Here is a 13,849-nt window from a genome sequence, read left to right as displayed (position 1 = left end):
TATTTTTATTTTTTACCAAAAAGCCCTGGCATATTACCCATACCTGGCATGCCAGCCATACGTTTCATCATATTGGCCATACCACCTTTTTTACCAACAACACTTTTCATCATTTTTTTCATTTGAGTGTGTTGTTGAAGTAGTTTATTTAGATCTTGGATAGTTGTTCCTGAGCCTTTTATTATTCTTTGTTTTCTGCTATGTTTTATTAACTCTGGTTTTTTACGCTCAATGATTGTCATTGAGTCTATCATCGCCTCAATTTTTTTAAACATATCATCTCCAACATTACCAGGCATATTTGCAGGCATATTTGGAAGTTTTGATACTATAGAGTTTACTCCACCCATGTTTTTCATCTGTTGAATTTGGAGTTTAAAATCTTCTAGATCAAAATTTTTACCACTTTTAAGTTTTTTCGTTAGTTTTTGAGCAGATTTTTTCTCTGTCTTTTGTTCAATATTTTCTATTAAACTAAGTACATCACCCATTCCAAGTATTTTAGAAGCAACTCGATCAGGATGGAAGGGTTCAAGAGCTTCTGTTTTTTCTCCAACACCTAAAAACTTAATAGGTTTACCAGTTATCTCTCTAATCGAGAGAGCAGCACCACCTCTAGCATCCCCATCAGTTTTAGTTAGGATAATACCCGTAAGCTCTAATGCATCATTAAATGCTTTAGCAGTAACAGCAGCATCCTGACCAGTCATACTATCAACAGTAAAAAAAGTTTCTATTGGGTTTGCTATCTTGTGAATCTGTTTGATTTCACTCATCATATTCTCATCAATATGCAATCTACCCGCTGTATCAATAATAAGAATATCGATCAACTTAGTTTTAGCTGCTTTTATAGCTTCTGTAACAATAAAGTCCGGAGTTTGAGAAGTGTTTGATTCAAAAAAATCAACATTTATGCTATCAGCTAAAGTTCTTAGCTGATCAATAGCAGCAGGGCGATATATATCTGCACTGACTACCATTACTCTTTTCTTATGTTGTTCTTTTAAAAACTTAGCTAATTTAGCTGTTGATGTGGTTTTACCTGCACCTTGCAAACCAGCCATCAGAATTATAGCAGGTGGCTGAGTTTTTAGGTTAATTGGTACAGCTTCTGCACCAAGAGCATTTTCTATCTCTTTCTTTACAAATGAAATAAAGGTTTGATCTGGTGTTAAGCTTTTTTTAACTTCCTCACCTATAGCTTTTTCTTTAATATTAGCTATAAATTTTTTAACTACAGGTAGGGCAACATCAGCCTCAAGGAGTGATATTCTAATATCACGCAATGCCGACTGAATATTTTCTTCTGTAAGAGAAGTCTGTCCTTTTATTTTCTTAAAAGAAGATTGTAATTTATCTGATAAACTAGTAAACATATCTCTGTAAGCTTTTTATCTCTTTGGAGAGCATATTATTATGAGTAAGCGAAATCTTAACATTTTTATGACTAATATACTATCTCTAACAGATAACACTTAGTATTATTATCATGAATAAAATTAAACATATTCCTAAGTATATATAGTTTTTTTCCTTAATAAAAAATAGTGTTTCTAAGAATATTCTTAATATAGGTGATATGATAATTAAGAATATTCCAATATTAATAGCTATAAGGCTAACCGCGCTAACTCCTATAAATTTAAATAAAAAACCAATTATTAAAGCTATAATTGCCAATACCAAATTTAGTTTTAGACTTTTATAAATAATAATGTTTTTCATTATCCTAATCCTTTTATAATCATTTGAATAGCAGCAGCAAATATAACTATTAGAAAAATTATTCTAAGAATGTTTGTTGGTATATGTGGCATCAATTTAGAACCTATAGTGGCTCCTAATAAAGTTCCTATAGCTACTGGTACAGCTACTGAGTTGTCAATATAACCAGCAAAATAATAAGTCGATGTCGCTGCAAAAGCTGTGATGCCCATAATAAAGTTACTAGTTGAAGCGCTGACCTTAAGAGGGATTTTCATCACTTTATCCATAGCTATTACTTTAAATACACCAGCTCCAATACCCAGTAGTCCACCGATAAAACCAGCTCCAATCATAAAAATAAAACCTAAAATAGGGTGACAAACCTTATATTTTTCTAATTTATTATTAATGATAATCGTGTCATTTAACTGTAATTTTTCAGCTATGATTGATTTTTTTGAAATTCGTTTAGTTTGCTTTTTCTTTAGAGAACTTAGTATAGCTACAATAATAAGAATACCTCCAAACATCAAAAATAAAGTTTTAGAATTAAGCATAAGGGCAATTTTTGCACCTATAATTGCTCCTATAGCTGTAGCTAAGGCTAAGAAAAGTCCTAGTTTTTCTTTTGTTAATCCATGTGATTTAAGAGATACCAGAGATGTAGCTGTTGAAGTGCATATGATTGCAACTAGAGATGCTCCTATAACGTAATGAATAGGTATTGACAGCACAGTTGATAATAAAGGAGTTATTATTAGAGCCCCACCTAAGCCAACAACGGCCCCAATGCCACCACCTAATATAGCTATAATAAAAATCACAACTTCGAAGAGAATTTGGTTTGTCACTTTGTTGAATGTATTATAGTATTGATAATAAATTATAACCTTTTTAATAACTATTTTTTTAAAAGATTTGAGTTTTTGTTTAAATACTTTTAGAATATATGCTGTTTTATAACAATTATAATAAATAATAAACCGGAGAAGAGGCCAATATGGCAAAAGAAGATTGTATTGAGATGGAAGGTGTTGTTTTAGAAGCTCTTCCAAACACAATGTTTAGGGTAGAACTTGAGAATGGGCATATAGTTACAGCTCACATATCAGGTAAAATGAGAAAAAATTACATTCGTATATTAACAGGAGATAAAGTTGTCGTTGAAATTACGCCTTATGATCTTACTAAAGGACGTATCAAATTCCGTAGCAAATAATTCAAAAATACTTAATTACATTAAAGAATTAGATTTTCTAAGATAAGTAGTATAGGCGTTATTAGCGTGAATATTAGCCCTACAGATATTGCTAATGGAACTACTTTTATTCCATAATTATCCTTGATTACTGGTAAACAAAAATCCATAGCAGTATTAGCTGCATATCCAACTAATTCTATAGATAATAATTCTTTTAATAGTGGAATCATAGCAATAACTATAATCTCTCGCAAAAAATCCACAATAAATGTGACCATACCATAATATTCACCTATGAATCCTGAATTTAAAACTACAGACAGTGAATACCAACCTAAGCCTGAGCTAATCATAATACTCTCTTTAATTGGGATATTTGTGAATACACTGATTAGTACCGCAGATGTTAAAGACATAGAAATCACAACTAGAACGATTGATAATGCTACTTTGTTTTTAAATAAGTCTTTAAGAGAAATATTTTCAACCTTTAGTAAAAGTCCAATTATAAACATTAAACACAATAAAAAGATAAATACTAAATTATCTATAGTATTTGTAATATCAATATTTATAACTTCACCTAGTATATAGCCAATAATTAAATAAATTAAATACTTGCAGGCTTTTATAACAGTTATTAATGTATGATCTTTCTTCTTACGATCTGGCAATGTAATTAGAGTTCTTTTAATATATGAGTTATATCTACAATAAACCGCAAGACCTAAGATGTTTGAGATAAAGATAATTACTGTATAGCCAAGACTGGTGCTCAAAACATTAACTACAACTGCATGAGTACTTGTAAATACACTAAAGTTGTAACCTAATAAAAAAATAATAGCAATAACGATAAAATCTAAAAGTAAATTTATACATCTAGTAATTCCACCTTTCTTACTAAAATTAAATAGATAATAGCCTAGTAGTAAGGCAACAAAAAGTTCTAAAGACTCATACATTTTATAACTTCTTAAGTTTTATTTTTCTATAAAACATGAATAAAACAACAGGAATAATTGATAACACAAAACATATTGATAAAGTTTGAATAAACTCAAATGGGTTACTATATAAATTATCAGGAGGTACAAAACCAACTATAACACATAAAATAGTCCCTAATATTCCTAGTAAGCAAGTAATCACAGTTCCAGATCTACCACCAGGAATATGAAAATCATCAGTATTTTTATTAATTTCTTTATTTGTAAGCTTGAGCTTCAACGCCGCGAAAAACATCATTAAATACATTAATGAATATATTTGTGTACTAAGAGCAGTTAACAACCAATAATAAGCTTGAACTGAAGGAACTAGCTCTAAGAGTAAACAGATAATGGTCATAATAATAGCTTGTAAAACCAAGATGCCACTAGGAACATCATGTTTATTTGTTTTATCTAAAGCATCAGGTAAAAAATTATCATCTGCTGCTTGTAATAAACCTCTTGCCGGAGAAATCATCCAATTAATCATTGAGCCTATTGAACCTACAACAACCATCAAACCTAATAAATAATAGAAAAATACTGGTATACCTAAATTATCTAAATAAATTCTAAAAGTTTTGATAGTGCCATGAACTACATCTATTTCTGCTTGTGGAAATATTATAGCAACTGCTAAAGCACCAAGAACCATAGTGAAAACAATAAATATCACCGAAATCAAAAGCGCTAAAGGAAATGTTTTCTTAGGCTTTATAACTTTTCTAATGTGTACAGTAGCAAGTTCCAAGCCTAAGAAAGAGGCAATTATAGCTGTTAAACCCATCCATGATTCTGTTGAACTAAAGTTAGGGATTAAATTTCCTAATTGGAAATCAATATGTGTTGAGCAATCTCCACAGCTTAACCAAATTAATGCAAATATAACCATTAGTAACATTGGTATAACCATTCCTAAAAGAGTACAAATACTTGCAAAGATAGCAGATACTCTTAAACCTTTGAGGTTTAGTATGGTTAAAGACCAAAATACTACAGTTATAAAAATAATTGTAAATTTAACATTTTGAGCAAAATCAGGATTAAATAAATATGCTATTGTACCTGCTAAAAAAGTTAAAATACTTGGAAACCAGATTAATGTATTAACCCATTGAAACCAAATTGCAAGCATTGCTATATTTGGCCCAAAAGCTTTTTTTACCCATCCATATATACCTTCTTCGCCTTTGTCTGTATATGTGGCGGTCATTTCAGCTGATACTAATGCTACAGGTGCTAAAAATAAGAATACAGCAATTGCAAAAAAGAAAAATATATAAGTCCCTGAAGTTGCTGTGGATGGGAGATTTCTAATATTATCAATAGCGCCTGTCATTAATAATATCAATAATATCAGGCCTATTTTTTCTTTACCGGAGGAGTTTATCATCATATTTTTGTATATTGGTTAAGCTAAGTTTGAAATATACATAATACTTAAGAGCATATAAATTATCAATTGTTTACGCTATATATAAAGGCATCACTTGGAAAAGTTTTTCAAGTGTCTCTAAGGCGTTCTTATCGTCAACTTTTATTATAAGCCTATCTTCATCATCTATAAGCAAATTGTCGGCAAAAAATAATGGAGTGCTATTATCTTTCATTATAGCCAAAATCTTTAGACCATTAGGGAGTTTAATATCCGAAATATTTTTTCCTATAACCGTTGACATATTTTCTTGGCCATGAACTTTTAATTCCACAAACATTTCTTCACTATCTTCAAACTCATACATTCTTAGAATATTAACTTGAGTTAGAAAGGCTTTGATAGTCGTGTATGAAAAATTATGAGGAGAAATTGAAATATCAATTAGCTTTAAATCTCGAGTGATGTCATAGTATTCAGCACTATTAACAGTTGCTATAGTTTTTTTAGCTCCCAGCTTTTTTGCTAAAATCGATGACATAATATTTACTTCATCAGAATTAGTTAATGCAAAAAACATATCTGCCTCATCTATACCTTCAGCGACTAATAAGTTATTATTTACAGGGTTATAATGTAAAATAGTTGATTTAGATAGTTCATTAAGTGCAAATTCACATTTTTTAACGCTCGGATCTATCATTTTAATAATATAACCTTTATTTTCTAAAGATTGAGCAAGTGTTATGCTAGCGTGATTTATTCCTGCTATAAATATTTTTCTAATGTTTGATTTTTTTGGTTGAAAAACGGAAAGAATTTGAGAGGAATAGGCTTGTTCCGATAAGTACATAACTCTATCGCCAGCATTTACTAAAATATTAGTATCATCAATGTTAAGTTTTTGACTGCCACGATATACAGATATGATATCAACTTTAATATCACCTAATCCAAGATAGATGTCTTTAATTGCAAAACCTACTAGTGGAGAGTCTTCTGAAACTTCAACGCCAACAATTTGAACTCGCTTATCAAAGAAACTCGAAATAAAAAAAGCGCCTGATAAAAAAATTAATTGTTCAAGTCTCTTGGTTGTTTCAAAAAATGATTTGATAACAAGGTCTATATTATTAAGTAATTTAGGAAATCTATTATATTCGGTATCACGAATTCGAGCAATTTTGTACGGGGTTTTATATAGCTTATATGCCATATCACATACAGCTATATTTGTAGTATCACTTGATGTAACAGCTATAATCATATCTGTATCTTTAAAATTAGCTTCCATCATGATATTTGGCTTTGTAACATCCCCAATAATTGTTTGAACGTCAAAAGCTGAGGATATGAACCCTAATTTTTCTTCATCAAGATCAATTATAGAAACCTGATGGTCATGGCTGAGCCTTTGGGTAAGGTATACCCCTAGTTGCCCAGCACCTAAAATAGCTATTCTCATAATTTATTGTTATAATATTTTAAAAGTATATATATAAGTCTAATCATACTAATCTAAGGCACTAAAATAATCAATTTTTTAATTTACTTTGGTTCTGTTTAATATTATCATATCAACCAAATGATACTAAACTAGTATAGATTAAGGTAGTAGTTATGCTTAAAATAAGTAAATTACTTGACTACGGGTTGCTAGTAGTTGTAACAATAGCTAAAAATAATTCTACCCCATATAGTGCTGCTAAGATAGCGGAAGTTACAGGGTTAAATATTCCTACTGTGAGAAAATTACTTAACCAGCTCTCTCTATCAAATATTGTAACCTCGAAGCGAGGCATAGAAGGTGGATACACATTAATAAAAAATTCTAAAGATATTATGGTTTTAGATATTGTTGAAGCAATAGAAAACGATGTAAATCTTACTGAATGTTGTGATGCCAAAAAAAAATGTAACTTAGGAGAATGCAGCGCTAGTAATTATTGGAAATTATTAAACAGCCAGTTATTAGAACTACTTTCAAAGTCATCAATTTATGATATTGTCAACAACAAAGGCAAAAGTTAAAAAAAATGAGTAAAAATTTAGATAAAATTATTGAACAAGATTACGAACATGGTTTTGTGACTGATATAGAAGCCGAAACCATTGAGGCAGGACTAAATGAAGATGTAATTCGAATAATCTCAGCAAGAAAAAATGAGCCTGAATTTTTATTAAAATGGCGTCTTAAGGCGTATAAAAAATGGCTAGAAATGAAATCTCCTAGTTGGGCAGATCTAAATTATCCACCAATTGATTTTCAGTCGATCAGTTATTATTCATCACCAAAATCAATGAAAGACCATCCTAAAAGCTTAGATGAAGTGGATCCAGAAATAATAGATACCTATAATAAATTAGGTATTCCTCTTCATGAACAAGAAATGTTAGCTGGTGTAAGAAACATTGCTGTTGATGCGGTTTTTGATTCTGTATCAGTCGTAACAACTTTTAAAGAAAAATTGGCTGAAGCTGGAGTGATTTTTTGCCCAATTTCAGAAGCAGTTCAAAAATATCCCGAATTAGTTAAAAAATACCTAGGTTCAGTAGTACCTCAAGGAGATAACTTCTTCGCAGCTTTAAACTCTGCTGTATTTAGTGATGGTTCTTTTGTTTATATACCAAAAAATGTTACTTGTCCAATGGAGCTATCGACATATTTCAGAATTAATGCACTCAACACGGGACAATTTGAAAGAACTCTTATTGTTGCTGATGAGGGTAGTTATGTTAGTTATCTAGAAGGTTGTACAGCTCCGATGCGTGACGAAAATCAGCTTCATGCAGCTGTTGTAGAGCTTGTTGCTTTAGATGGTGCAGAAATCAAATATTCAACTGTCCAAAACTGGTATCCTGGTGATAAAGATGGAAAAGGTGGTATTTATAATTTTGTAACTAAAAGGGGTATATGTAGAACAAACTCTAAAATATCCTGGACACAGGTAGAGACAGGTTCTGCAATTACTTGGAAATATCCATCGGTAGTTTTACGCGGTGATAACTCTGTAGGTGAATTTTATTCGGTAGCTTTAACTCGCCATGCTCAACAAGCAGATACTGGTACAAAGATGATTCATATGGGTAAAAATACCAAAAGTACGATTATATCAAAGGGTATTTCAGCAGGTAGAGCTTCTCAAGCCTATAGAGGTCTAGTAAGAATTTCACCAAATGCTTCCAATGCTAGAAATTTTTCTCAATGTGATTCTTTACTTATAGGCCATAACTGCGGAGCACATACTTATCCATATATTGAAAATAAAAGTAATTCATCACAAATAGAGCACGAGGCTACAACTTCTAAAATATCAGAAGATCAACTTTTCTATTGTAAACAAAGGGGTTTATCAGAGGAGGATGCTATCGCAATGATTGTTAATGGTTTTTGTAAAGAAGTATTTAAAAAGCTTCCTCTTGAGTTTGCTGTTGAAGCTCAGAAACTAATGGAAGTTAGCCTTGAAGGGGCTGTAGGTTAAAATCTAATTTATATAATTGATAAAAGGTTAAAAAATGTTACTAGAAATTAAAGATTTACATGTAAATGTTGGTGATCAGAATAAAGAAATAATTAAAGGACTAAACCTAACAATGAAAAAAGGTGAAGTTCATGCGATAATGGGCCCTAATGGAGCAGGCAAAAGTACTTTAAGTAATGTCTTAGCAGGTAAGGATGGTTATGAAATAACTCAAGGTTCTATCACATTTGATGGCAAAGATATTAATAACTTAAGTATTTCAGAAAGAGCTGCTGCTGGTATATTTTTAAGCTTACAATACCCAATTGAGATTCCAGGGGTTAGCAATGTTCAGTTTCTTAAAACCGCAGTAAATAGTATCAAAAAGCAAAAAGGTGAAGAAGAAATAAATGCTATTTCTTTCATGAAAAAACTTAAAGAAAATATGAAAACCTTAAAGATAGACCAAAAATATATGTCTCGAGGGGTTAATGAAGGTTTTTCTGGTGGTGAAAAAAAACGTAATGAAATGCTTCAACTAATGATGTTAGAACCAAAATTAGCGATTTTAGATGAAACAGATTCTGGATTGGATATTGATGCTCTTCAAGTAGTATCTGAAGGTGCAAATAGTATGCGATCAGAAGATAGAAGTTTCTTAGTGATTACTCACTATCAGAGGCTATTAGATCATATTCAACCAGATTTTGTCCATGTCCTAGCCGATGGAAAAATAGTCAAAACAGGTGGCAAGGAACTAGCTCTTGAGCTAGAGGAAAAAGGATATTCTTGGTTAAACAGCTAAAAAAGGTTGATAATAAGTATGTTAATAGATAAGAAATCCCTGCCTAGTACTAGACAGGAAAGCTGGAAGTACACAAATATAGCTTCTATTTATGATAAAAATAATATCTCAGAAATCTTAAAAGAATCACCTCAGACAAAAGATTACTTAGAGGGTTTTAAATTTGACACGCAAGAAAATGTTGTAATAATCTTAGATGGTTGCTTAGCAATTGATTATAATAAAAGACTAAACCACATTAGTGCCTTAGAATTCCATAAAGATGATAGAAATATGTCTAGACTAGCTATAGAGAACTCTAAACATTTTGGAATTAATATTCCTAGAGATACAAAAGATTGCTTAAGTCTTATTTTTATAAATACAGATATGGCTAAAAATAAACTGACTAATATTTCTTTAAAGCTTGATGTCGATATGTTTGCAAGTCTGGATCTAGATATAGATTTTGTAAATCTTACAGATGACTCAGCAATAAATATATTTTTAGATGTAAATATAGCTGAATCAGCAAAAGTTAATTTCACTAATAGTGCAGATAATCCTAACAATACCAAACTTATTACTACAGCTAATTATTTAGTTAATTTAGATGTGGCTGCTGAGTTTAATGGTTTTAATCTTCTCAACAAGAATAATTTATTAAGAAATGACTTTGTAGTAAATTTAAATAAAGAATATTCAAGATTTGATATTAGAGGATTGTATTTAGTAAATAATAATGCCATTGCTAACACTTGTTTTTTAGTAAACCATAATGCTTCTCACACATACAGCAATGTTAATTTCCGTGGTGTAGCTAATGGAAATTCTAAAGCATGGTTTAATGCAAAGGCTATAGTTAACAAAGGTATAGAGCAGATTCAGGCTTATCAAAATAATAAAAATATCCAACTAAGCAATAAAGCTGAGATAAATACTAAACCTGAGTTAGAAATATACTCTGATGATGTCGTCTGTACACATGGGGCTACTATTGGCGAATTAGATAAAGATGCTTTATTTTATCTTGAGTCAAGAGGTTTGCCATTAGAGGGTGCTCAACATCTTCTTCTAGAAAGTTTTATTAAATCTCAATTAACATCTGATAGTTTTCCTTTTGAGAATGAAATCAAAGAAAATATCATCGAATCTTTAGATGATATTCTTAATTCTATAATTTAATCAATAATTTACTATAAACTCTGTATATTAGGAATTAATCTGGTAGATTATTTACTATGTTTATTTTTCCTAGAAAGTATTATGAAAGAAATTTTGATGTGTGCGCCAACTGCTTTTGATGTTGTTTATGCTATCAACCCTTGGATGGAAGTCCACAATAAGCCTGATAAAGTTTTAGCAATGAAACAATGGCAGAATCTTTATGATACATATCAAAAACTTAATATAAAAGTAAACCTAATTGAACAAGGTGAAAATGTTCCAGATATGGTATTTACTGCTAATGCTGGTGTAGTTAATAAAAATACATTCATTTCAAGTAATTTTAGACCAATTGAAAGAAAACCGGAAGAAGCTTTATTTCAAGAATGGTTTAAAAATAATGGCTATAAAATTGAGACTCTTAATTGTTATCATAGCGGTGAAGGCGATGCTTTAGCCTATGATAATAAGTTTTTTTGTGGATACGGATATCGTAGTAGTCTAAAAGCTAATCAGCAATTGGCTCAATTGATAGATATTGAATCAGTACAATTAAAAATTGTTGATCCTTATTTTTATGATCTGGACCTGACTTTTTGTCCATTAGGAAATAAGGCTGTTTTATTCTATCCAGAAGCATATTCTCAGGAAAGCCAAGGAATATTAAAAAAGTTACCTAATGCTATAGAATTAACTCGTGATCAAGTTGTCAACCAGTTTGGAAATAGTGTTTATGTTGACGGTAATCTACTAATGGGTAACTGTGATGACAATCTAAGAAAGAAACTACATAAATTAGATATAAACCCTATTATTATAGATATTAGTGAATTTAGAAAAGCAGGTGGCGGTTTAAAATGTCTTACCTTAAAAATGGCTTAGCTATCTGCTACACTATTTACTTAAGTTAATTTAAAAAATAAAGGCAACAAAATATGAAGAAACTTATTCCAATAGTCTTAGTTAGCATGTTTACTATGAGCTCTATAGCTTTGGCCTGTGATAGTGACTGTGCTGATTATAATGCTGTAAAATATACAACTCAAGCAGAAACAACTTTAAAAAGTAATAGTATTTTAGTTCAAGTTACAGGTTATGCAACCACAACTTTAAAAGAACAAAATAGTATAGAACAACAAATATCTAGTAAGATAAACAATATTGTGAAATCTGATTGGAAGATAAAGAATTTAGAACAAAATACAAGCAAAAGTGGTGCTTTAAATATAACAGTACAACTCCAATCAAGAATTTCTCCAAAAGAGCTTAATATACTACAATCATCATTAGAAAATCAAAGTAATTTATCCAGTCAGAAACTAATTGTCCAAGTTCTTGATTATAACCCTCCTATTAGTGAAGTTGAATCAGCAAAACAAGATTTAATGATTAAAATTTATAAAAATACTAAGCAATATCTAGATAATTTTAATAGGCAAACTAATAGTAGTTATACTATTCAGTCAATTAAATATATAGATGTTAATAATTACTCACCTAGTAATAATATTATGCTAATGAAGACAACTTCTAACACAATGGATTCTAATGGTCAAACACCTGTAGCAGTTTCCCAAGATATAAATATAAAAGCTAATGTAACATTTATGGAGAAATAATATGCCAATAAGTAAAGTTATTAATACTAATGAAAGCAGTTTTGATAAATTAGTTAATAGCACCTCAAAACCAGTTTTAGTAGATTTTTATGCTGATTGGTGTGGACCATGTAAAACTCTTGCTCCAATTTTAGATCAATTATCAAAAGACTATGATAAAGCTGTAATAGTTAAAATAAATGTTGATAATAACCAAAATTTAGCAACTAGATTTGGAATTAGAAGTATTCCTACATTGCTTATTTTTAAAAATGGTAAACAAGTTGAGATTCTAAATGGTGTTCATACAGGGTCACAGCTAGAGCAAAAATTAAAAAAATATGAATGATAAAAATATTCGCTTAAATGAAGAATTTTGGGATAAGGAAGCTATAGCTATGCATCCTTGGTCTGTTCCAGTTTCATCTGAGATAATTGCATCGGCAAAAGAAGGTGACTGGAATGTTCATGTAACAAAAAAACCTATTCCAGCGAGCTGGTTACCTAAAGATATTAAGAATAAAAATATCCCTCAGCTGGAGGGCAACAAGCACCTGTGCTTGCAGCAGCTGGAGCTAATGTAACTGTTTATGATTTATCTAACAAACAATTAGCTCAAGATCAATATGTAGCAAATAGAGATGGCCTTAGTCTTGAAGTAATTCAGGGTGATATGAGAAATCTGAATACATTAGAAAGTGAAACTTTTGATTATATAATTCATCCCATTTCTAATTTATATGTTCCAGATATTTCTCCTGTATGGGAAGAATCATACAGAGTTTTAAAAAAGAGTGGGATACTTATATCAAGCTTTTATAATCCAGTACTTTTTGTATTTGAGCGTAATGACAAACTTTCTACTAAAGGTTTATTAAAGCCAAAATATTCAATTCCTTACTCTGACATCAGTTCTCTTGATGAATCAGATTATCAAAATAAAATTAAAAAAGGTCAAGCAATTATTTTTGGACACAGCTTAGAAGAGCAAATTAGTGGTCAAATTAACGCAGGTTTTATGATCAATGGTTTTTATGAGGATGAGCATCCAAACCCAAGATTTCTTATTGAAAACTTTATGCCAACAATGATTGCTACAAAATCATATAAACTATGAGTTTAAAAATTTATGTTTTATAAGGTGAAGTTATTGCTTATCAAACTCAGAGAAAAAGTATAGTTGCTGGTTATAACTATTTAGAAAAGAAGATTATAGCACCGCTAGAGTATACTGGATATACAGATACTCAAATTTTTAATCAGTGGTTTGAAGAGCATTTATGTCCTGAGTTAATTCCAAAGACTACTGTTGTTATGGATAATGCTAGTTTTCATAAGTCTCCTAAATTGGCTAAAATAGCAGAGAAGTTTGATATACAGATACTATACCTTCCTGCTTATTCTCCTGATTTAAATCCTATAGAAAAAATTTGGGCCAATTTTAAAAGAATTTTAAGAAAAGTAAATAATTCTTTTGATAATTTATCTGATGCTATTACTCACGTCTTTAAACTATAAGTGAAACTAAACTAAACTAAACTAAACTAAAGCAAGACTATAA

At 30.5% G+C, this 13,849-nt stretch carries 16 protein-coding genes and 1 pseudogene; 11 read left to right on the top strand and 6 right to left on the bottom strand.

All coding sequences use genetic code 11. The features are described from left to right. Positions 1-5 precede the first annotated feature (5 nt). From ffh to ACR0PV_RS05215, 3 genes are all read right to left on the bottom strand, one after another. Positions 6-1,379, bottom strand: coding sequence for a signal recognition particle protein (gene ffh, locus ACR0PV_RS05225; RefSeq protein ID WP_488173901.1), 1,374 nt, complete (start codon positions 1,377-1,379; stop codon positions 6-8). Between the two features lie 85 nt (positions 1,380-1,464). After that, positions 1,465-1,728: a DUF1634 domain-containing protein gene (locus ACR0PV_RS05220; protein WP_488173900.1), complete on the bottom strand. Its 264-nt coding sequence runs from the start codon at positions 1,726-1,728 to the stop codon at positions 1,465-1,467. After that, positions 1,728-2,561, bottom strand: a complete 834-nt coding sequence (locus tag ACR0PV_RS05215) for a sulfite exporter TauE/SafE family protein (RefSeq protein ID WP_488173899.1) — start codon at positions 2,559-2,561, stop codon at positions 1,728-1,730. Before ACR0PV_RS05215 ends, ACR0PV_RS05220 begins: the two co-directional genes overlap by 1 nt. Before the next feature lie 149 nt (positions 2,562-2,710). On the opposite strand from ACR0PV_RS05215, the gene infA reads away from it, so the two are divergent. After that, complete coding sequence (gene infA / locus ACR0PV_RS05210) at positions 2,711-2,929, top strand: translation initiation factor IF-1 (RefSeq protein WP_003033733.1); 219 nt, start codon at positions 2,711-2,713, stop codon at positions 2,927-2,929. 20 nt (positions 2,930-2,949) lie between these two features. On the opposite strand, the gene ACR0PV_RS05205 is transcribed toward infA, so the two are convergent. The 3 genes from ACR0PV_RS05205 to trkA all read right to left on the bottom strand — a co-directional run bounded on the left by ACR0PV_RS05205 (position 2,950) and on the right by trkA (position 6,743). Further along, complete coding sequence (locus ACR0PV_RS05205) at positions 2,950-3,876, bottom strand: LysO family transporter (RefSeq protein WP_488173898.1); 927 nt, start codon at positions 3,874-3,876, stop codon at positions 2,950-2,952. Between the two features lies 1 nt (position 3,877). Continuing rightward, on the bottom strand, positions 3,878-5,299 hold the full coding sequence (locus ACR0PV_RS05200) for an APC family permease (protein ID WP_488173897.1): 1,422 nt from the start codon (positions 5,297-5,299) through the stop codon (positions 3,878-3,880). A 70-nt stretch (positions 5,300-5,369) separates the two neighbouring features. After that, positions 5,370-6,743: a Trk system potassium transporter TrkA gene (gene trkA, locus ACR0PV_RS05195; RefSeq protein WP_488173896.1), complete on the bottom strand. Its 1,374-nt coding sequence runs from the start codon at positions 6,741-6,743 to the stop codon at positions 5,370-5,372. A 155-nt stretch (positions 6,744-6,898) separates the two neighbouring features. Between trkA and ACR0PV_RS05190 the strand changes: the two genes are divergently transcribed. From ACR0PV_RS05190 to ACR0PV_RS05145, 10 genes and pseudogenes are all read left to right on the top strand, one after another. Beyond that, positions 6,899-7,309 (top strand): SUF system Fe-S cluster assembly regulator, encoded by a 411-nt coding sequence (locus ACR0PV_RS05190; RefSeq protein ID WP_488173895.1) that lies wholly within the window; start codon positions 6,899-6,901, stop codon positions 7,307-7,309. Between the two features lie 5 nt (positions 7,310-7,314). After that, positions 7,315-8,760, top strand: coding sequence for a Fe-S cluster assembly protein SufB (gene sufB, locus ACR0PV_RS05185; RefSeq protein WP_488173894.1), 1,446 nt, complete (start codon positions 7,315-7,317; stop codon positions 8,758-8,760). Positions 8,761-8,794: 34 nt separating this feature from the next. Beyond that, a complete protein-coding gene (sufC, locus tag ACR0PV_RS05180; protein WP_488173893.1) occupies positions 8,795-9,544 on the top strand; it encodes a Fe-S cluster assembly ATPase SufC in 750 nt (249 codons plus the stop codon). Positions 9,545-9,562: 18 nt separating this feature from the next. Beyond that, positions 9,563-10,708, top strand: coding sequence for a Fe-S cluster assembly protein SufD (gene sufD, locus ACR0PV_RS05175; RefSeq protein ID WP_488173892.1), 1,146 nt, complete (start codon positions 9,563-9,565; stop codon positions 10,706-10,708). Between the two features lie 81 nt (positions 10,709-10,789). Then, positions 10,790-11,572, top strand: a complete 783-nt coding sequence (locus tag ACR0PV_RS05170) for a dimethylarginine dimethylaminohydrolase family protein (protein WP_488173891.1) — start codon at positions 10,790-10,792, stop codon at positions 11,570-11,572. A 53-nt stretch (positions 11,573-11,625) separates the two neighbouring features. Further along, positions 11,626-12,309: a hypothetical protein gene (locus ACR0PV_RS05165; RefSeq protein ID WP_488173890.1), complete on the top strand. Its 684-nt coding sequence runs from the start codon at positions 11,626-11,628 to the stop codon at positions 12,307-12,309. 1 nt (position 12,310) lies between these two features. Then, entirely contained in the window at positions 12,311-12,637 is a 327-nt protein-coding gene (trxA, locus tag ACR0PV_RS05160) for a thioredoxin (protein WP_488173889.1), read from the top strand. Next, positions 12,630-12,872, top strand: coding sequence for a hypothetical protein (locus ACR0PV_RS05155; protein ID WP_488173888.1), 243 nt, complete (start codon positions 12,630-12,632; stop codon positions 12,870-12,872). Before trxA ends, ACR0PV_RS05155 begins: the two co-directional genes overlap by 8 nt. Further along, entirely contained in the window at positions 12,845-13,405 is a 561-nt protein-coding gene (locus ACR0PV_RS05150; RefSeq protein ID WP_488173887.1) for a class I SAM-dependent methyltransferase, read from the top strand. The genes ACR0PV_RS05155 and ACR0PV_RS05150 overlap by 28 nt, the downstream gene beginning before the upstream one ends. A gap of 23 nt (positions 13,406-13,428) precedes the next feature. Continuing rightward, positions 13,429-13,806 (top strand): annotated as a pseudogene (locus tag ACR0PV_RS05145) (transposase); the annotation flags it as partial. Between the last annotated feature and the right edge of the window lie 43 nt (positions 13,807-13,849).

It is taken from the genome of Francisella sp. AG1, from assembly GCF_057683165.1.
Note: the sequence above shows the minus strand (reverse complement) of the source record. Positions and strands in the feature narration are given on the sequence as shown.

What these genes read in the sequence shown, in the direction of transcription:
- ACR0PV_RS05170 (WP_488173891.1), top strand. Translation starts at nt 10,790, where the DNA reads ATGAAAGAAATTTTGATGTGTGCGCCAACTGCTTTTGATGTTGTTTAT.
- sufB (WP_488173894.1), top strand. Translation starts at nt 7,315, where the DNA reads ATGAGTAAAAATTTAGATAAAATTATTGAACAAGATTACGAACATGGT.
- ACR0PV_RS05165 (WP_488173890.1), top strand. Translation starts at nt 11,626, where the DNA reads ATGAAGAAACTTATTCCAATAGTCTTAGTTAGCATGTTTACTATGAGC.
- sufD (WP_488173892.1), top strand. Translation starts at nt 9,563, where the DNA reads ATGTTAATAGATAAGAAATCCCTGCCTAGTACTAGACAGGAAAGCTGG.
- sufC (WP_488173893.1), top strand. Translation starts at nt 8,795, where the DNA reads ATGTTACTAGAAATTAAAGATTTACATGTAAATGTTGGTGATCAGAAT.
- ACR0PV_RS05205 (WP_488173898.1), bottom strand. Translation starts at nt 3,876, where the DNA reads ATGTATGAGTCTTTAGAACTTTTTGTTGCCTTACTACTAGGCTATTAT.
- ffh (WP_488173901.1), bottom strand. Translation starts at nt 1,379, where the DNA reads ATGTTTACTAGTTTATCAGATAAATTACAATCTTCTTTTAAGAAAATA.
- ACR0PV_RS05200 (WP_488173897.1), bottom strand. Translation starts at nt 5,299, where the DNA reads ATGATGATAAACTCCTCCGGTAAAGAAAAAATAGGCCTGATATTATTG.
- infA (WP_003033733.1), top strand. Translation starts at nt 2,711, where the DNA reads ATGGCAAAAGAAGATTGTATTGAGATGGAAGGTGTTGTTTTAGAAGCT.
- trkA (WP_488173896.1), bottom strand. Translation starts at nt 6,743, where the DNA reads ATGAGAATAGCTATTTTAGGTGCTGGGCAACTAGGGGTATACCTTACC.
- ACR0PV_RS05220 (WP_488173900.1), bottom strand. Translation starts at nt 1,728, where the DNA reads ATGAAAAACATTATTATTTATAAAAGTCTAAAACTAAATTTGGTATTG.
- ACR0PV_RS05190 (WP_488173895.1), top strand. Translation starts at nt 6,899, where the DNA reads ATGCTTAAAATAAGTAAATTACTTGACTACGGGTTGCTAGTAGTTGTA.
- trxA (WP_488173889.1), top strand. Translation starts at nt 12,311, where the DNA reads ATGCCAATAAGTAAAGTTATTAATACTAATGAAAGCAGTTTTGATAAA.
- ACR0PV_RS05155 (WP_488173888.1), top strand. Translation starts at nt 12,630, where the DNA reads ATGAATGATAAAAATATTCGCTTAAATGAAGAATTTTGGGATAAGGAA.